This window comes from Bradyrhizobium sp. USDA 4503, assembly GCF_054055815.1.
On the sequence record NZ_JBSRXS010000001.1, the window covers coordinates 4709467 to 4727584 of the forward strand.

At 64.2% G+C, this 18118-nt stretch carries 16 protein-coding genes and 1 tRNA gene; 12 read left to right on the forward strand and 5 right to left on the reverse strand.

What is annotated here, in order from left to right:
• The first annotated feature begins 36 nt into the window (after positions 1-36).
• Positions 37-3039: a hypothetical protein gene (locus ACVMIH_RS22755; protein WP_456863418.1), complete on the forward strand. Its 3003-nt coding sequence runs from the start codon at positions 37-39 to the stop codon at positions 3037-3039.
• A 131-nt stretch (positions 3040-3170) separates the two neighbouring features.
• On the opposite strand, the gene ACVMIH_RS22760 is transcribed toward ACVMIH_RS22755, so the two are convergent.
• A tRNA-Met gene (locus ACVMIH_RS22760) sits at positions 3171-3247 on the reverse strand.
• A 317-nt stretch (positions 3248-3564) separates the two neighbouring features.
• Here ACVMIH_RS22760 and ACVMIH_RS22765 point away from each other — a divergent pair.
• Together ACVMIH_RS22765 and ACVMIH_RS22770 are read left to right on the forward strand one after the other, a co-directional pair.
• Positions 3565-4998, forward strand: a complete 1434-nt coding sequence (locus ACVMIH_RS22765; protein ID WP_057017836.1) for a coniferyl aldehyde dehydrogenase — start codon at positions 3565-3567, stop codon at positions 4996-4998.
• 115 nt (positions 4999-5113) lie between these two features.
• Positions 5114-6721: a GMC family oxidoreductase gene (locus ACVMIH_RS22770; RefSeq protein WP_456855200.1), complete on the forward strand. Its 1608-nt coding sequence runs from the start codon at positions 5114-5116 to the stop codon at positions 6719-6721.
• Between the two features lie 254 nt (positions 6722-6975).
• On the opposite strand, the gene ACVMIH_RS22775 is transcribed toward ACVMIH_RS22770, so the two are convergent.
• Entirely contained in the window at positions 6976-8292 is a 1317-nt protein-coding gene (locus ACVMIH_RS22775) for an ISNCY family transposase (protein WP_456855478.1), read from the reverse strand.
• A gap of 307 nt (positions 8293-8599) precedes the next feature.
• Entirely contained in the window at positions 8600-9361 is a 762-nt protein-coding gene (locus ACVMIH_RS22780; RefSeq protein WP_057017838.1) for an SDR family NAD(P)-dependent oxidoreductase, read from the reverse strand.
• A gap of 110 nt (positions 9362-9471) precedes the next feature.
• On the opposite strand from ACVMIH_RS22780, the gene ACVMIH_RS22785 reads away from it, so the two are divergent.
• The 3 genes from ACVMIH_RS22785 to ACVMIH_RS22795 all read left to right on the forward strand — a co-directional run bounded on the left by ACVMIH_RS22785 (position 9472) and on the right by ACVMIH_RS22795 (position 11889).
• Entirely contained in the window at positions 9472-9987 is a 516-nt protein-coding gene (locus ACVMIH_RS22785) for a CvpA family protein (protein WP_057017839.1), read from the forward strand.
• 133 nt (positions 9988-10120) lie between these two features.
• Entirely contained in the window at positions 10121-10903 is a 783-nt protein-coding gene (locus tag ACVMIH_RS22790; protein ID WP_057017840.1) for an SDR family oxidoreductase, read from the forward strand.
• Entirely contained in the window at positions 10900-11889 is a 990-nt protein-coding gene (locus tag ACVMIH_RS22795; RefSeq protein ID WP_076828120.1) for an NADPH:quinone reductase, read from the forward strand. The genes ACVMIH_RS22790 and ACVMIH_RS22795 overlap by 4 nt, the downstream gene beginning before the upstream one ends.
• A gap of 182 nt (positions 11890-12071) precedes the next feature.
• Here ACVMIH_RS22795 and ACVMIH_RS22800 read toward each other — a convergent pair whose 3' ends face one another.
• Complete coding sequence (locus ACVMIH_RS22800) at positions 12072-12485, reverse strand: DUF3775 domain-containing protein (protein ID WP_057017842.1); 414 nt, start codon at positions 12483-12485, stop codon at positions 12072-12074.
• A 118-nt stretch (positions 12486-12603) separates the two neighbouring features.
• Here ACVMIH_RS22800 and ACVMIH_RS22805 point away from each other — a divergent pair, with 118 nt between their 5' ends.
• The 5 genes from ACVMIH_RS22805 to ACVMIH_RS22825 all read left to right on the forward strand — a co-directional run bounded on the left by ACVMIH_RS22805 (position 12604) and on the right by ACVMIH_RS22825 (position 16357).
• Positions 12604-13452, forward strand: coding sequence for an MBL fold metallo-hydrolase (locus ACVMIH_RS22805; RefSeq protein ID WP_253625377.1), 849 nt, complete (start codon positions 12604-12606; stop codon positions 13450-13452).
• 140 nt (positions 13453-13592) lie between these two features.
• Positions 13593-14435: a fumarylacetoacetate hydrolase family protein gene (locus tag ACVMIH_RS22810; RefSeq protein WP_456863421.1), complete on the forward strand. Its 843-nt coding sequence runs from the start codon at positions 13593-13595 to the stop codon at positions 14433-14435.
• A 158-nt stretch (positions 14436-14593) separates the two neighbouring features.
• Positions 14594-15208, forward strand: coding sequence for a glutathione S-transferase family protein (locus ACVMIH_RS22815; protein WP_456863424.1), 615 nt, complete (start codon positions 14594-14596; stop codon positions 15206-15208).
• 33 nt (positions 15209-15241) lie between these two features.
• Positions 15242-15415, forward strand: a complete 174-nt coding sequence (locus ACVMIH_RS22820; RefSeq protein WP_156436273.1) for a hypothetical protein — start codon at positions 15242-15244, stop codon at positions 15413-15415.
• A gap of 72 nt (positions 15416-15487) precedes the next feature.
• Positions 15488-16357 carry an MBL fold metallo-hydrolase gene (locus tag ACVMIH_RS22825; RefSeq protein ID WP_057017845.1) on the forward strand — a complete coding sequence of 290 codons (870 nt, stop codon included), beginning with the start codon at positions 15488-15490 and terminating at the stop codon, positions 16355-16357.
• A gap of 230 nt (positions 16358-16587) precedes the next feature.
• On the opposite strand, the gene ACVMIH_RS22830 is transcribed toward ACVMIH_RS22825, so the two are convergent.
• A complete protein-coding gene (locus ACVMIH_RS22830; RefSeq protein WP_057017846.1) occupies positions 16588-17130 on the reverse strand; it encodes a methylated-DNA--[protein]-cysteine S-methyltransferase in 543 nt (180 codons plus the stop codon).
• Between the two features lie 144 nt (positions 17131-17274).
• Here ACVMIH_RS22830 and ACVMIH_RS22835 point away from each other — a divergent pair, with 144 nt between their 5' ends.
• Complete coding sequence (locus ACVMIH_RS22835) at positions 17275-18084, forward strand: alpha/beta fold hydrolase (RefSeq protein ID WP_253625376.1); 810 nt, start codon at positions 17275-17277, stop codon at positions 18082-18084.
• Positions 18085-18118: the final 34 nt, after the last annotated feature.

Here is an 18118-nt window from a genome sequence, read left to right on the forward strand (position 1 = left end):
GCGCCGGCGCTACCATAGATTGAAAGTCCGACCGAGATGCCCTGGAATTATTCAGTAACATTGAACGATCCGTCGAACGTCGGCGGATCCGCTGACGCGTCTCTCGTTTACGATCTTGAGCAGGCCCTCAACATTTGGCAGCAATATATCCTGGGCATCGGCACTCTGGTTGTGTCGCTCAACATCCTGCCGACCGCCGTTGGCCGTGCCGATGGCGGGCCTACCTCCAGCTACTACATCGGCTCAAGCGGCGGGCTCGCCGTGTATGAGCCATCCAGCCAGTACGAGCTGACCACCGGACAGCATGTCCCCGGCACGACGAGCGACATCACCATCAACATCGACCCCGGCTACTTCCAGTACATCGACCTGGACTACGGCCTGACCTACTCCAGTCAGGTCCCTGGAAACGTGATCAATCCGATCGACGTTTTTCTCCACGAGCTCATGCATGGCTTCGGCATGGTGGGCTGGTACAACCAGAGCGGCCAGCTGGCCGGCGCCTACGAATCGACGTTCGACACCCTGATACAAAAGACCGCATACGGCGCTTACTTTGTCGGTGCCAATGCCGAGGCCGCTTACGGCGGCCCGGTGCCTTTGACCACGAACAGCACCACCCAGAACTACTACCACTTCGGCAATCAGCAATCCGACCTCTACGCCAGTCCCTCGACCGTTCAGGATCCTCTCACGCTGGACCTGATGAACGGGATCGTTTTCTACGGCAATTACCAGTACGCGATCTCCAACCTGGACATCGGAGTTCTGAAGGATCTCGGATACAGCATCCGGACGACACCGGTCGTGACGGCGGCCGATCAGGCCGCGGCTCGAAATCAGGTTTTTTCCGCCTCGTCACTGTTCTCGGTGAACATGGCCGCGGGCGATAGCATCACCCAATATGCCCTGTGGGACAGCAACGGCTACGGTCACTGGACGGTGAACGGAACAGTTCAGGGCACCAACACCGAGATCGACATCAGCGCTTCGCAGCTGGCTCAAACGAGTTACCAGGCCGGACCCGGCTCGGACACGCTGTGGATCAGAGCCTTCGACGGCTATTTGTGGAGCGACTGGAAATCCTTTGTGATTTCTCCGGCCGATCGCGCCCCAACGGTCACGGCCACCAACGTGACCGGCACGCGCGGGCAGCTCTCGGTGGCTGGATCGGGACTGTTCTCGGCCAGCGACGCGGATGGCGACGCGATCACCCAATATGCGTTGTGGGACACCGAGGGCCGCGGGCATTGGGCCATCAACGGTGTCACGCAAGCCACCAATGCCGAAATCGACATCTCGGCCGCCAACATCTCGCAAGTGAGTTATATATTCGGCACAGCCTCAGACACGCTCTGGGTCCGGGCATATGACGGATATCTCTGGGGCGCGTGGACCCGGCTCACGGCAACCCCATTTGCGGACCATCCGCCGGTGGCCAACGCAACCGACGTTTCGGCCACCCACAAACAGAACATCGCCGCATCGAGTCTCTTCAGTGCGACCGACTCCGATGGAGACACGATCGTCGGCTATCAGGTTTGGGATTCAACGACCGATCCCGCCAGCGGCCATTGGGTGATCGGCGGAGTAGCGCAGGCTTCCAACATAGCCATCGATGTGACGGCCGCACAATTGACCAATACCTCGTTCCAGACCGGCTCCGGCTCGGATGATCTCTGGGTGCGAGCCAATGACGGCACCGGATGGGGGGCCTGGAAAGAGTTCCACGTCAACGCGCCGATCGACCATGCTCCTGTGGTGAGCGCGTCGGATCTGGCCGCCACCCATGGCCAGACTATCGCGGCGACAAGCCTGTTCACGGTCAGCGACGCCGACAGCGATACGATCACCAACTATCAGTTCTGGGACTCGACCGCCGATCCTGCCAGCGGGCATTTTGTCGTGGGCGGCGTCATACAGCCCACCGGCCAGAACATCGATGTGAGTGCGGCGCAACTGGCCAGTACATCGTTCCAGAGCGGATCGGGTTCTGACGACCTCTGGGTACGAGCCTTTGATGGCATGACATGGAGCAACTGGAAGGAGTTCCACGTCAACGCGCCGATCGACCATGTTCCTGTGGCGATCGTGTCGGACGTGACTGCCACCCATGGCCAGGATATCGCGGCGGCAAGCCTGTTCACGGTCAGCGACGCCGACAGCGATGCAATGACCAACTATCAGTTCTGGGACTCGACCGCCGATCCTGCCAGCGGGCATTTTGTCGTGGCCGGCATCGCGCAGCCCACCGGCCAGAGCATCGATGTGAGCGCGGCACAACTGGCCAATACATCGTTCCAGAGCGGCTCGGGCTCCGACGACCTCTGGGTCCGAGCCTTTGATGGCATGACATGGAGCAACTGGAAAGAGTTCCACGTCAATGCGCCGGTCGACAACCTTCCGATCGTCACGGCCGCCGACTATTCGGCGAGCCACGGCCAGGACGTCGCGGCCTCGACGCTGTTCTCGATCACCGACGCGGATGCCGACACCATCACAAACTATCAGGTGTGGGATTCGACGGCGGATGCGAGCAGCGGGCACTGGGTGGTCGGGGGAGTCGCCCAAGGCACCAATGCCGCCATCAATGTCACGGCAGCCCAGCTTTCGAGCACAAGCTTTCAAAGCGGCTCGGGTTCGGACGATCTCTGGGTGAGGGCTTACGACGGCTTTGCCTGGGGCGCGTGGAAGGAGTTTCACGTCACCGCGCCGGTTGACAGCGCTCCGTTGGTGACCGCGTCCGACTTCCACGCGACGGCCAACCAGAGCGTGGCCGCCTTAACCCTGTTTTCAGTCTCGGATGCCGACGGCGACAGTATCGCACAATATCAACTCTGGGATTCGACGCCGTCGGCAAGCAGCGGCCACTGGAGCATTGGCGGGAATACGCAGCCCACCGGCACCGCCATCAACGTCAGCGCGGCCCAAATTGCGAGCACGTCATTCCAGGGCGGTACCGTGCCTGACGACCTCTGGGTTCGCGCCAGCGATGGCATCAGCTGGAGTGCGTGGCACGAATTCCATTTCATCGTCTAGGGAGCGGCCCGCGTTGCGGAAACGCCGTGATCTGCACCCAATCGGTCGACGACACGAGGCCCGATTGTCCTCCCAAAGCAAAATGGCCCGCGAAATGCGGGCCATTTTGTCGGAACCGGTTGGTCCGGACTTGGTTGCGGGGATAGGATTTGAACCTATGACCTTCAGGTTATGAGCCTGACGAGCTACCGGGCTGCTCCACCCCGCGTTAAACCGTTGCGTGCCTTGCAGAAAGGGTGCCTGAGCCGGCCGGCCAACGCTTTTCAACGGCGCCGATCGATCCGTCCGGGGGCTTCCTGAGAAGGCGACCCGGGCCGAAGCCATCGGGTGCGGGGCGTATGTATCAACGTGAGCCCGGTTTGGAAAGCCCCGGATGCGGGTTTTTGAGGATTTTGTGACGTCGAAATCGCCGGCCGTCCCGGCAGGATTTACCGCCGGGAACCGAGCCTTGCCAGACCGCGCGCAAAAGCGGAGCTTGGCGCGCAACAAATCAGTCAAGAATGCGTCATCCGAGGGGGAAATGCCATGGACCGGCCATTGAAGAGCCCGGGGCTGCATGCGCTTGAGGAGGCCTTTCATCGCCAGTTCGAGCTGTCGCGCAGCGAGCCGGCGCCGACATTGCAGGCACGGCTCGACCGGCTGCGCCGCCTGCGCGCCGCGCTGACCGAGAATGAGGCGCGATTCGAGGCGGCGATCTCGGCCGATTTCGGCCACCGCTCCACCGTCGAGACCGCGATCGCCGAGACCATGCTGGTGCTCGGCGAGATCAGGCACGCCGCCAAGCACCTCAAGGGCTGGATGGCGCCGCGGAAGGTCCCGACCACGGTGCAGTTCGCGCCGGCCAAGAACCGGCTGATGCCGCAGCCGCTCGGCGTGGTCGGCATCATCGCGCCGTGGAATTATCCGCTGCAGCTGACCCTGGCGCCCGCGGTCGCCGCGATCGCGGCCGGCAACCGCGCCATCATCAAGCCGAGCGAGCTGGTGCCGCGCTTCGCCGAGCTGTTGATGGAGACGATCGCCAAGAAATTCGACGTCACCGAGCTCGCGGTCACCGAGATCGACGACGAAATCGCAAAGGCGTTTGCCGCGCTGCCGTTCGATCATCTGATCTTCACCGGTTCGACGCGGGTCGGCCGGCTGGTGGCCGAAGCCTGTGGCCGCAATCTGACGCCGGTGACGCTCGAGCTCGGCGGCAAGTCGCCCGTGATCGTCGACGGCTCCGCCGACATCGATGAAGCCGCGCAGCGCATCGCCTATGGCAAGCTGCTGAATGCCGGCCAGACCTGCATCGCACCCGATTACGTGCTGGTACCGCAGGCCGCGGTGCAGCCCTTCGCGATGCGGCTGCAGGGCCACATGCAGCACATGTTCGGTACCGATCCCGATAACACCGATTACACGTCGATCGTCTCGGATCGGCACTATGCACGGCTCGAGGGGCTGGTCGCCGACGCCGCCGCGAAGGGCGCGACCATCATGCAGCCGGCAACGCCGAACGACCGCGAGTGGAAGGCGGGGCGCAAATTTCCGCCGACCGTGATCGTCGGCGCGACGCCGGACATGACGGTGATGCAGGAAGAGATCTTCGGGCCGCTGTTGCCGGTCATCGGCGTGCGCGATGCGACGGAAGCGATCGCCTTCGTCAACAGCCGCGATCGCCCGCTGGCGCTGTACTGGTTCGGCACCGACAGCGCCGCCCGCGATGCGGTGCTGGCGCGCACGGTGTCCGGCGGCGTCACCGTCAATGACTGCCTGTTCCACTTCGCGCAGGCCTATCAACCGATGGGCGGCGTCGGCGCCTCCGGCACCGGCGCCTATCACGGCGAGTGGGGGTTCAAGACGCTGACCAAGTTCAAGCCGGTGTTCTACCGCTCGCGCTTCAACCGGCTTGCCGATCTCTATCCGCCCTATGGCGCGAAGGTCGCGCGGCTGGAGAAGCTGATGCGGATGTTGTCGTAGGATTCACACCGTCATTGCGAGCGCAGCGAAGCAATCCATAGCGCCGCATAACGGATAGATGGATTGCTTCGCTGCGCTCGCAATGACGCAAAACGAAGACCAAGGGGGAAGATGCGTGACTGACACATTCGATTTCGTGGTGGTGGGCGCGGGCTCCGGCGGCTGCGCGGTGGCGGGGCGGCTGTCGGAGGATCCGGCGACGTCGGTGGCGCTTCTCGATGCCGGCGGCACCAATGACAATTGGGTCGTCACCACGCCGGGCGCCCTGGTGCTGATGGTCGCGGGCACCGTCAACAACTGGGCCTTCAACACCGTGCCGCAGAAAGGCCTCAACGGCCGCATCGGCTATCAGCCGCGCGGCAAGGGGCTCGGCGGCTCCTCGGCGATCAACGCCATGGTCTACATTCGCGGCCATCGCGCCGATTACGACCACTGGGCCGCGCTCGGCAATACCGGCTGGGCGTTCGCCGACGTGCTGCCCTATTTCAAGCGCTCGGAAGACAATTCCGATTTCGACGGCGAGTATCACGGCAAGGGTGGCCCGCTCGCCGTCAACAAGCTGCGCTCCGGCAATCCGATCCAGCAGACCTTCCTGCAGGCGGCGCAAGAGGCGCAATTCCGCATCCGCGAGGATTTCAATGCCGACGACCATGAGGGCCTCGGCATCTACCAGGTAACGCAACGCAACGGCGAGCGCTGGAGCGCGGCACGCGCCTATGTGCATCCGCATATCGGCAGGCGTCCCAACCTTCGCGTCGAGACCAATGCGCACGCGACGCGCATCCTGTTCGAGGGTAAGCGCGCGGTCGGCGTCGAATACCGCCAGGGCAAGGAGCTGAAGCAAATCCGCGCGCGGCGCGAAGTCCTGCTTGCCGCCGGCGCGTTCCAGTCGCCGCAGCTGTTGATGCTGTCGGGCGTCGGCGATGCCGCAGCGCTCGGCAAGCACGGCCTCGCCAGCGTGCATCATCTGCCCGGCGTCGGCCAAAACCTGCAGGACCATCCCGATTTCATCTTCGGCTACATGTCCGACAATCCGAACTTCGCCGGCATCTCGCTGAAGGGCATGCCGCGGCTCGTCCGCGCCATCATGCAATATCGGCGCGAGCGCCGCGGCCCCCTCACCTCGAACTTCGCCGAATGCGGCGGCTTCCTGAAGACGCGGCCCGATCTCGACATCCCCGACATCCAGCTGCATTTCGGCATGGCGATGGTCGACGACCACGGCCGCAAGCGCCACGGCGGCACCGGCTTCTCCTGCCATGTCTGCCTGCTGCGGCCGAAGAGCCGCGGCAGCGTCGCGCTGGCCGGCAGCGACCCGATGCGGGCGCCGCTGATCGACCCGAACTTCCTCGGCGAGGAAGACGATCTCGAATCGATGGTGGCGGGCTACAAGACCACGCGGCGGCTGATGGAGGCGCCGGCGCTGCGCGCCCTGCAGCAGAAGGATGTGTTCACGTCCAACGTCCGCACCGACGACGATATCCGCAGCATTCTGCGCGAGCGCGTCGACACAGTCTATCACCCGGTCGGCACCTGCAAGATGGGCACCGGCGATCCGCTCGCGGTGGTCGATCCGAAGCTGCGCGTGCACGGGCTCGAAGGCCTGCGCGTAGTCGACGCCTCGATCATGCCGACCCTGATAGGCGGCAACACCAATGCACCGACCATCATGATCGGCGAGAAGGCGGCCGACATGATCAGGGCGGAGATGCGGGCGGGGTGACCAATGCGTAGGGTGGGCACGGCGCAAGAGCGCCTTTGCCCCCCTATGAGGCTGCCGTCGCAGGGCCGCATTGCCAAAATATCGAAAACAACCCCATGCAAAGGAGCCGGGGGGGGGGGGGCTGGGGCTGCCGGCTTCGACACGGCGACTGTCCGTAGCGGGTGAAGATGTCGTGTTTTTGTAGCTCGTGATCTGTCGCCTTCGTTTCTGATTTGCAGGGGAGCCGGAAGGCGGGGACGGCTTTCCCTGATTGATCATGCCACGGCTGTTGTGGCGGTTTTAGCCCTGTGGGTGAGTTTCTTTGTTCGACTTGAAGCCCGTTTCTCCGTCCCGACCCGCGCTTTCTCGACGGCGGCGCGCGCAGGAGCGGTCAAGGACGCGCGCTTGCGCGCCCGCCAGGGCTTGTCCTTGACGGCTCCGAGCACGCCGCCAGGCTGAAGCGCGTCGGGGCTGATCTGCTGTCCGTCAGGCGCAAACCTCGCCAATCGATGCGGTCCGAGGAACACGCTGACGGTGCCATCGGGATACTCATGGAGGCGCACCACAGCCTTGACGAAGTGAGGCCTGAGCCGGCTCTGCGGCAGCTGCAGCCGCCGACCGTTCCATGCAACGGTATTGTCGTTGGCGACGGTTCGCTCCTCGATCACGCACAGCGCCTCGCGCCAGGCCTCATGCCGATCGGCCACGAATGCCGTGCCTTCCTGTTCGGGCTTGATCGCAAACGCGGCGTTGTGCCCGGGGATGTAATGCGCCTTCAGCCACGCGTTGGCAGCCTCAACCGTCGTGATCCCGGCAAGCCGCAGCTCCTTCGGCAGCCGATCCTGCAAGGTGCCGAACACCCGCTCGGAACGCCCGCGCGCCTGCGGCGAATAGGCTGCGATATGCTCGATCCCAAGATGCGACAAAGCCCGTCCCACCTGGGTTTGTTGCGTCTTCGAGACCTTCTCGCCAGCTTTTGGGGTCAGGAAATAATGGCTGCCGCGGTCGGTGTAGAGCGCGCAGAACAGGCCATGCTCGCCAATCACTTCGCGCAAGGCCTGGAAGGTCGAGGCCGTTCCTTCTTCCTCGACCAGCACCATCGAGTAGACCTCGCTGGTCGCATCGTCCATCGTGACGATCAGGTCCCTCGCGGGCAGGCCTTCGATCCAAACGTGGCGCGATCCGTCCTGGTGCAGCAGCATGCCCCGAAGCGGCCGCCGCGGCCGCTTCTTGCGGTGCGCCGAACGCTTCGGAGCCTTCCGCACCAGCCCCGCCGCGTGCAGCGCCAGCTTCGTCACCGTATAGCCCAGCACATAGTCGTGCCGCTTTTGCATCTGCTCGTGGAAGTGCTTCACCGTGAAGTCCGCGTACTTGTCCCGGTACAGCGCAAGCATCCGTTCCAGCGCCTCCTCCGGCGCCCGCCGTGGCGAACGACGCCCCAGCCGGCGGTCGACAAGCCCGTCGTCGCCCTCCGCCTCATAGCGCTCCGCCCAGCGTTGAAACGTCCGAACACTGATCCCAAGAACCTCCGAAGCTGCCTCCTGCGTCAGTTCCTTCGCCTCCGTCCGATCCAGCAAATCTGAAAACCGCATCCGTCGTACACCCTCGTGAATGGATGCCGTGCCCATCGTGCCCCCCTTGTTCCGGAGCACCGAAAACACGACACTTCACGAGCTACAAACAGGCGACAGATCACGAGCTACTGACACTTCGACACGGCGACTTGACTCGTCGGGCAAATCAGCGGCATTCTTCTATTATCCAGAAACCGCGCCCGACTGCCTCGGGCCGTGCTCGTGACCTGATGGGTTGCAATCGTAGCCCGGATGAAGCGAAGCGCTATCCGGGACCTTCACGCATGCTCCCCGGATTTCGCTGCGCTTCATCCGGGCTACAAAGCTAGTTCAGCAAGAACCCGCCATCCACCGTCACCACCGTCCCGGTCATGTAGCGCGAGGCGTTCGAGGCCAGCAGCATGATCGCGCCGTCGAGATCGGACTCGGCGCCGACCCGGCGCTGCGGGATGCGCTTGGCAAGCCGCTCGCCCGCCGGCGTCGACCAGAAATCATGGTTCATCTCGGTATCGATATAGCCCGGCGCCAGCGCGTTGACCCGGATGTTGTTGCCGGCAAGCTCCAGCGCCATTGCCTTGGTGCCCTGGATCATGCCGGCCTTGGAGATCGCATAGGGCGACACCGCCTTGAGCACGCCCTGTCCGAGCACGGACGCGACGTTGATGATATTGCCCGGCTGCTTGCGCGCCATCATGCGCCGCGCAAGTTCGGTCGCGAGGAAGTAGGCGCCCTTCAGATTAGCGCTGATCACGGCGTCCCAATCCGCCTCGGTCTGCTCGGTCGACAGCTTCTCGATCGCAATGCCGGCATTGTTGATCAGGACCGTGACCGGACCGAGCGCGGCTTCCGCAGCGTCGAGCGCTTGCGCGATGCCGGAAATATCCGCGACATCCATCTGCACCGCGGCAGCGCGGCCGCCCTTAGCCTTGATCTCCTCCTCGAGGCTTTTCAGCTTCGCGGTCTGGCGCGCGGCCAGCACCACCGCGGCGCCATGTGCCGCCAGCACGCGGGCGAATTGCCGCCCGAGCCCCTGCGAGGCGCCGGTGATGAGGATGATTTCTTTACTGACATCGAATAGGTCGGACATCGACAGGTTCCCGGATTGAAGCGGACGAGTGATAGCGACAATTGTCCCTGATGTAAGCAGGCTTGATCAACCAGGGGACAGTAGGAGATTGGGGCAGGAATTCCTCATCCATGAATCTCTTCGACCTTGCCGTCATCCTCGGATCGGTGTTCGCAGTGGTGACCGGCTTCACGACCGGCCTGTTGCGCAGCGCGGTCACTATCCTGGCCTATCTCGTCGCCATGCCGCTTGCAGTCGCCGCGTTGGCGATGATCGGGCCCCACATCGCGACGCTGCCGTCGTCGCCGTTTCCGCCCAATGGCGTGCTGCTGTTCGGCCTCTTTCTCCTGATTGGCGTCATCCTCGGAAAGATGGCGCGGACGATGCTCGACGACACCATCGGCTCGGAGATCGGGATCGGCGACCGCCTCGGCGGCGCGCTGCTCGGCGCCATCAGGGTCGGCCTCGTCGTGACCACGCTGGTGCTGGTGTTCGATCAGCTGGTGCCGCTCGCCAGACAGCCGCAATTCCTCAACGGATCGCAATTGCGGCCGTTGTTCTCCGCGGCCGGACAGGCCGGATTCCGCTCGCTGCCGCCCGAGGCCACCATGGCGATCGAGCGGCTGCGGCGCGAGCAACGCATCTAGGGCGCCGGCCCACCGCACTGTTCCTGCCCGGCATGCACTTATGCATTGCACGTCCCTTATCGGCGCCGCCGAGCTTCGCTAGACTGGTGCAATCAAACCTTTACAAACCGACCGACATCACAGGGAGTGAACCGTGGATCTTGGAATCAAAGGCCGCCGTGCCATCGTCTGCGCATCGAGCAAGGGACTGGGCCGCGCCTGCGCGATCGCGCTCGCCAATGAGGGGGTGCACGTTACCCTGACGGCGCGCGGCGCCGAGGCGCTGAAGCAGACCGCCGACGAAATCCGCAAGGCGCACCCCGGCGTCACCGTCACCGAGATCGTCGGCGACATCACGACGGCGGCGGGACGCGAAGCCGTGCTCAAGGCCTGCCCCGAGCCCGACATCCTGATCAACAATGCCGGCGGCCCGCCGCCGGGCGATTTCCGCAACTGGACCCGCGACGACTGGATCAAGGCGATCGACGCCAACATGCTGACGCCGATCGAGCTGATCAAGGCGACCGTCGACGGCATGATGGCGCGCAAGTTCGGCCGCATCGTCAACATCACCTCGGCGGCGGTGAAGGCACCGATCGAGATCCTCGGCCTGTCCAACGGCGCCCGCGCCGGCCTCACCGGCTTCGTCGCCGGCCTGTCGCGCAAGACCGTGATCAACAACGTCACCATCAACGGCCTGCTGCCGGGCCCGTTCGAGACCGACCGCCTGCGCGGCACCGCGAAGCCCGAGGCCGAGAAGCGCGGCATTTCGGCCGAGCAGGTGCTGGCCGAGCGTGCCAAGCTGAACCCTGCCGGCCGCTTCGGCGATCCCGACGAATTCGGCTATGCCTGCGCATTCCTGTGCGGGGCCAAGGCCGGCTTCATCACCGGGCAGAACCTGCTGCTCGATGGCGGCGCCTTCCCAGGCACGTTGTGAGAGCTGTTTGGTACGAACGGACCGGCGCGGCGCCGACGGTGCTTACCGTCGGCGAGATGCCGACGCCCGAGGCTGGTCCCGGTGAAGTCCGGGTTCGCCTCGAGGCGTCCGGCGTCAACCCGGCTGATGTCGGCCGCCGCAGCGGCAACTATCGCGCGATGGAATTCCCGCGCGTGATCCCGAACAGCGACGGTGCCGGGATCATCGACCAGGTCGGTGAAGGCGTCACGCGCTTTGCCGTCGGCGACCGCGTCTGGCTGTTCAACGGCCAGCGCAACGGCCGCGCCTTCGGCACCGCGGCCGAATACATCACGCTGGCCGACTATCTGGTGACGCCGCTGCCGCAGGACGTGTCGTTCGCAGCTGGAGCTACGCTCGGCATCCCCTGCATGACGGCGTGGTGCGCGCTGTTCGCCGACGGTCCGATCTCGGGGCAGACGGTGCTGGTTACCGGCGGCGCCGGCGCGGTCGGTCACTACGCCGTGCAATTGGCAAAATGGGGCGGCGCGCGCGTGATTGCGACCGTCAGTTCGCAGGTCAAGGACGTCGAGGCACGGCTCGCCGGCGCGGACACCGTCGTCAACTACCGGACCGAGGACGTCGTCTCGAAGGTGATGGCCTTCACCGAGAACCGCGGTGTCGACCGCGTGATCGACGTCGATTTCGGCGGCAATCTCGCGACCACGCTGAAGATCATGGCCATGAACTCGACGATCGCGGTCTACGCCACCAACGGCAACCGCACCCCCACGCTGCCGGTGCGCGAATTAATGGAGAAATGCATCACCGTGCGCTCGCTGGTGCTGTTCGCGCTGCCGCCGCCGCTGCTCGCGGCCGCGCAGGCCGACATCACCAAATGGCTGGCGTCGGGCACCCGCGTGCACAATATCGCCGGGCAATTCGCGCTCGCCGAGACCGCCGACGCCCATCTCGCCGTCGAGAAGGGCGACAAGATCGGCACCGTGATCGTCGACTGCGCGCGTTAGCACGGTTTCTCCTTCCTGCTCCCTCTCCCCGTTCTTACGGGGAGAGGGTTGGGGTGAGGGGCTGTCACCGCAAAGACGGTGAAGGCAAAGATTGCGGAGGCCCCCCTCACCCGGAATTCAAGCTACGCTTGAATTCCGACCTCTCCCCGCAAGCGGGGCGAGGTAAGCAAGGAGCCGCATCCTTAGTGGATCGGCGTGATGCGTTCGTCGCTCGGCCCCAGGCCAAACTCGTCGAGTCCTTCAGCCAGGAGATCGCCGAGCATCGGCTCGCCCAACAGATAGTTGGCGACATGGCCGGTGCGTCCGCGCGCCGCCTCGCGGCGCAGATCGGCCCATTCCTCGATCGTGCCGTCGCCGCGGCCGAGCCGCATCAGGGCGACGAGGTCGACCTGCTCGTCCTCGCTGAGCGCGTTGATGAAGCCGGTGATCTCGCGCGCCACCGGATCGGTGCCGTCATCCTCCAGCACATCGATCATGTCGTCGTCGGCGCCGTTCGAGCCGGAGTCGGGATCGACGAGCCCCTCCTTGACGTCGAATTCCCGCGCCTTCTCGATCAAGAAGCCGACCTTTTCAGGGGAGATTGCGAGTTCCGGCATTGCACACTCCTTCGTCAACGAGGCGGTAACGCAGGAGGCGCCGACTTGATCCATTGCGTCGGCGTGCGGAAACCCGCATGGTCCGGCAAGAGCAACAAAAAAATAGAGGACACGCCGCATGCACTGGACCGTAGGCAAGGTCAGGATCACGAAAGTCGTCGAGCTCGAGACGGTCGGCAGCACCCGCTTCATCCTGCCGCTGGCCGGCCGGGAAGAGATCCAGAGCCTGCCCTGGCTGATCCCGCATTTCGCCAACGAGGACGGCCGGCTGAAGATGTCGATCCATTCGCTGCTGGTGGAAACGCCGGAGCACCGCATCATCGTCGACACCGGGCTCGGCAACGACAAACAGGGCCGCAACGTGCCGACCTGGAACAACCGCAGCGATCCGTTCCTGGAAAAACTGACCACAGCCGGATTTGCCCCAGACAGCATCGACACCGTGCTGTGCACGCATCTGCATGTCGACCATGTTGGCTGGAACACCAAACTCGTCGGCGGTAAATGGGTCCCGACCTTCGCCAAGGCGCGCTACGTGTTCGGCAAGACCGAATACGAGCACTGGCGCGACCATAGCGACGATCCCGCGCATGCCGCCGTGTTCGCCGATTCCGTGAAGCCGATCGCGGATGCCGGCAAGGCCGAACTGGTGCCGAGCGATCACCGGCTGACCGAGGAGATCACGCTGATCCCGACGCCCGGACACAGCCCCGGCCATATGAGCATCCACATCAGGTCCGGCGGCGAGGAAGGCCTCTTGACCGGCGATGTCGCGCATCATCCCTGCCAGATGTACCACCTCGACTGGTCGTCGACCGCGGACTCCGACCAGCAGCAATCGGCCGCGACGCGGCGCGAATTGTTCGCGCGCTTTGCCGATACGTCGACGCTGGTGATCGGCGGGCATTTCAATGCCGGCCACATCAAGCGCGACGGCGACGCGTTCAGGTTTATCGCGCTGGGCTGATTGGACCGAAATGGCCTTGAAATAGGGCTTGGCAGCAATGCAGCGCGCTCACGGCGGTTGAATTTCCCGGCGCGCTGTTCCATGAAGCGTGTCGAGGTATATCAGTAACAATCCTCAGGACATCGTAGGGAGTGATCAACATGAAGCTTGTTCGTTATGGCGAAAAGGGTGCGGAAAAGCCCGGTCTGATCGACAAATCCGGCCAGCTCCGCGACCTCTCGGCCCATCTGAAGGACCTGACCGGCGATGCCTACACGCCGGAATCGCTGAAGAAGCTTGCTACCCTCGATCCCGCCTCCCTGCCCGCCGTCGCCGGCAAGCCGCGCTTCGGCGCCCCCGTCACCGGCATCTCCAAATTCGTCGCGATCGGCCTGAATTATTCCGACCACGCCAAGGAAACCGGCAACCCGATCCCGTCCGAGCCGATCTTCTTCCTGAAGGCCAACACCGCGCTGTCCGGTCCCAACGATCCGGTCGAGAAGCCGCGCGGTTCGACCAAGCTCGACTGGGAAGTCGAGATCGCCGCCATCATCGGCACCCGCGCCAAATATGTCTCGGAGGCCGACGCGCTGAACCACGTCGCCGGCTACTGCATCTGCAACGACGTCTCCGAGCGCAACTTCCAGATCGAGCGCCTCGGACAGTGGACCAAGGGCAAGTCGCACGACACGTTCGGCCCGGTCGGCCCGTGGCTCGTCACCAAGGATGAAATCGCCGACGTGCAGAAGCTGTCGATGTGGCTCGACGTCAACGGCCAGCGCCGCCAGACCGGCACGACCTCGACCATGATCTTCACGATGGCGAAGTGCATCTCCTACGTCTCGCAGTTCATGACGCTGCTGCCCGGCGACATCGTCACGACCGGCACCCCGCCCGGCGTCGGCACCGGCATGAAACCGCCGCAATATCTCAACGTCGGCGACGTCGTGACGCTCGGCATCGAAGGCCTCGGCGAGCAGCGCCAGGAAATCGTTGGGGCGTAGTTTTCGGGGATACAGCGCAATCTCTCCCCTCGTCGTCCCGGCTCCCGTGCGCAATTGCGCACTAGGCCGGGACGACATCGAGTATGTTGCGTCATCGAGAGTCATACATTCACGGTCTCTCAGGATGACGACTGTGTGTTCGTAAAGAGGTCATCTCCATGAAACTCACCTTCTCTCCCGCCTCCCCGTTCGCCCGCAAGGTGCGCATCGCGGCGATCGAGCTTGGCCTGATCGACATGATCGAGCTGGTGCCGGCGACCGTCGCGCCCGGCACGGCCAACGACGAATACTCCAAGATCTCGCCGCTGAAGAAACTGCCGGTGCTGATCCTCGACCATGGCGACGTCATCCTCGATTCCTACGTCATCGTCGAATATCTCAACGAGCTCGGCGGCGGCCGACTGATCCCGGGCTACGGCCCGCGGCGCTGGAAGCTGAAGACCGATCACTCCCTGCTCAACGGCATGCTCGATTCCATGCTGCTGTGCCGCTACGAGAAAATGGTGCGGCCGCAGGGCTCGCTGTGGCAGGCCTGGCACGACGATCACTGGAACAGGGCCTGGGCCGGCATGGCGCGGTTCGAGAACCGGCCGGATGTTCTCGATGGCGCGTCGTTCGACATCGCGCAGATCGGCCTCGTTTGTGTGCTCGGCTATGCCGATTTCCGCTTCGCCGATTGCGGCTGGCGCAAGGCCTATCCCAAGCTCGACGCGTTCTACCAGAAAATGCTGGAGCGGCCGTCGGTGAAGATCTCGGCGCCGCCGGCGGCGTGACCACGGCAACAGCGGGGAGCATGTGACGCGCGAATGCCTCCCCGCCTCTCACCTCCCGGCGCAGGTCTTGTGCATCGCCGGCCTGGCTCCGATCTCGACCTTGTGATGATGACGGCGGCAGCCCGGTACGGCCAGCCGAAGGAAGGCCTTGCGGCGATGGATATCCTTGCCAACATCATCATTCCCGCCGTGCGCGACGCGCACTAGAACTTTCCTGCGCGCTTCTTCACGCGAACCGGACTCCACCTCGCTCGAAAGCGCCAACGCCAAGGAATCACCATGAGCCTGAAGTTTGCCGCCGGCGATCTCACCATTCATCGCATCGTCGAGCAGGAGACCACGTTCCTGCCCGCGCACGACATGCTGCCCGGACTGACGCCGGACGTGCTCGCCGAGAACCGCGGCTGGATGCAGGCCACCGGTGCGCTCGACGACAGCGACACCTTGATCCTGGCGTTCCAGTCCTACGTCGTGAAGACACCGCACCATACCATCCTGATCGACAGCTGCATCGGCAACGACAAGCCGCGGCCGGCGCGGCCGAAATGGAATATGAAGACCGACGACAACTATCTGCGCAGTCTGGCGTCAGCCGGCTTCTCCGTCGCTGACATCGACTATGTGATGTGCACGCATCTGCATGTCGATCACGTCGGCTGGAACACGCGGCTGGAGAACGGCCGCTGGGTGCCGACCTTTCCAAACGCGCGCTACGTGTTCGACAAGGCCGAGTTCGACTACTGGACCGAGAGCAACGCGAAGGCGGAAGTCCCGCCTTTCGTGGACAGCGTGCTGCCGGTGGTCGAGGCCAAGCGCGCCGAGATCGTCGGCCATGACTTTGCGATCGGCGACCATGCTCGCATCCTGCCGACGCCCGGCCACACGCCGGGCCACGTCGCCTTCGCCTTCGGCCGCGGCAAGGACGCTGCGGTCTTTTCGGGCGATCTGATGCACTCGCCGATCCAGACGCATTATCCGGAGCTGTCGGCGAAGTTCGATGTCGACCAGGCGCAAGCCGCGAAGACGCGGCGCGGCTTCCTGGAGCGTTATTGCGACACCGACACGCTGTGCTGCCCCGCGCATTTCCCCTCGCCGTCGATTGGCAAGATCAGGCGGAAGGGCAGCGGGTTTGTGTGCGAAACGGTGTGACGTGAGCCAAACTCGCGATAGTCGCACCCTGCCACCCTCCCCTGGAGGGGTCGAGACGAGCGTAGCTCGCTCTCTGGGTGGCTCACATCAGGCCCAGCGCAATGTGAGACGGGGTGGGGTGATCTCTCAACGCGGGCAGCGCCCGTTACGAGAGACCTTCACCCCACCTCGGTTCGCATTTCATGCGAACCGATCCTCCCCTCCAGGGGAGGATAAGAAGAGCGTGCACCTCAATCAAACAAGCTCGGCGTGTGGTTCACGATCGCGCCTTCGATCTGCAGCATCTTCAGCTTGGTGACGACGCCGCCATTGGCCGAGAAGCCGCCCGGCTTGTTGCCCGCCGCCAGCACGCGGTGGCAAGGCACCACGATCGGGCACGGGTTGCGGCCGAGCGCCTGGCCGACATCGCGTGACAGCTCGACCCCGCCGAGCTGCTTGGCGATATCGCCATAGGTTACGGTCTTGCCCGGCGGGATCTTCCGCGCGATGTCGTAGACGCCGCGGTTGAATTCCGGCACGCCGTCGAGATCGAGCACAATGTCGGCAAGGTCGTTCGGCTTGCCGGCGAGCAGCTCGATCATGCCGTCGATCGCGTGCTGCACCTCGGCCGGCGGCGCCGCCTCGGTGACCTCGCCGTTGCGCTGGAAGATCCGCTTGCGGGTCTTCTCCTCGGTGCCCATCGGCAGCTGCACCCCGGTAACGCCGTGCTCGCCCCAGACGACGCCACAGGCGCCGATCATGGTCTCGAAGATTGCAAAATGCTGGCCGGTCATGGCTCGCTCCAGATGTTCCCTTCAGCTCTCGCGTGAGCCTGCCGTTGATCCGGAATCTAGGCTTGGAGAATGTTGCTATCCACCCGAATTCCGTGGGAACTTCGGCCAAATCAACAACATCTCCTGCCTCTCCGCGAGCCCAAAATGCACAGCCTCCACGTCAACGGTTTCGATATGCCCTATCTCGATGTCGGAGAGGGCCCGCCGCTGATCTGCGTGCACGGCTCGCTGTGCGACTTCCGGATCTGGTCGGCGGTGCTCGGCCCGCTGACGCGGCGGCACCGCGTGATCGCGGTCAGCCTGCGGCATTTCTTCCCGGCGCATTGGGACGGCATCGGCGACACCTATTCGATCGCGCAGCACGTCGACGACGTGATCGCCTTTATCGAAAAATTCGACACCAGACCGGTCGACCTGATGGGGCATTCCCGCGGCGGCCATATCTGCTTCCGTGCCGCGCAGCGGCGGCCTGACCTGTTGCGCAAGCTGATCCTCGCCGAGCCGGGCGGCGAGCTCGACGAGACCCTCGATCCCGATTTCAAGCCGGGCCCCTCGCCGCTGGCAGCACGCTTCGCGGCATGCGCGGCGGAAATCGCCAAGGGCGACATCGACGGCGGCTTGCAGATCTTCATGGACGCGCTCGAAGGCCCCGGCGCGTGGAAGCGGATTCCGGCAACCTCCAAGCAGCTGTTGCGCGACAATGCGACCACGCTGATCGGCCAGACCCGCGACCAACGCCCGCCATTCTCGAAGGCGGACGCGGAAGCGATCAAGACGCCGACGCTGTTCATCGGCGGCGCCAACACCAAGGGCGTGCTGCCGAAGGTGCTGCACGCGCTCGCCGCCAATGTGAAGGGTTCGCGCACCGAGATGATCCCGGGCACCACCCATCCGATGTTCGAGCAGGCCCCGCAGCGCTACTGCGAGATCGTGCTGGAGTTTCTCTCCGCGTAAGCGGTGCACCCTTTCCCCTTGTGGGAGAGGGTGG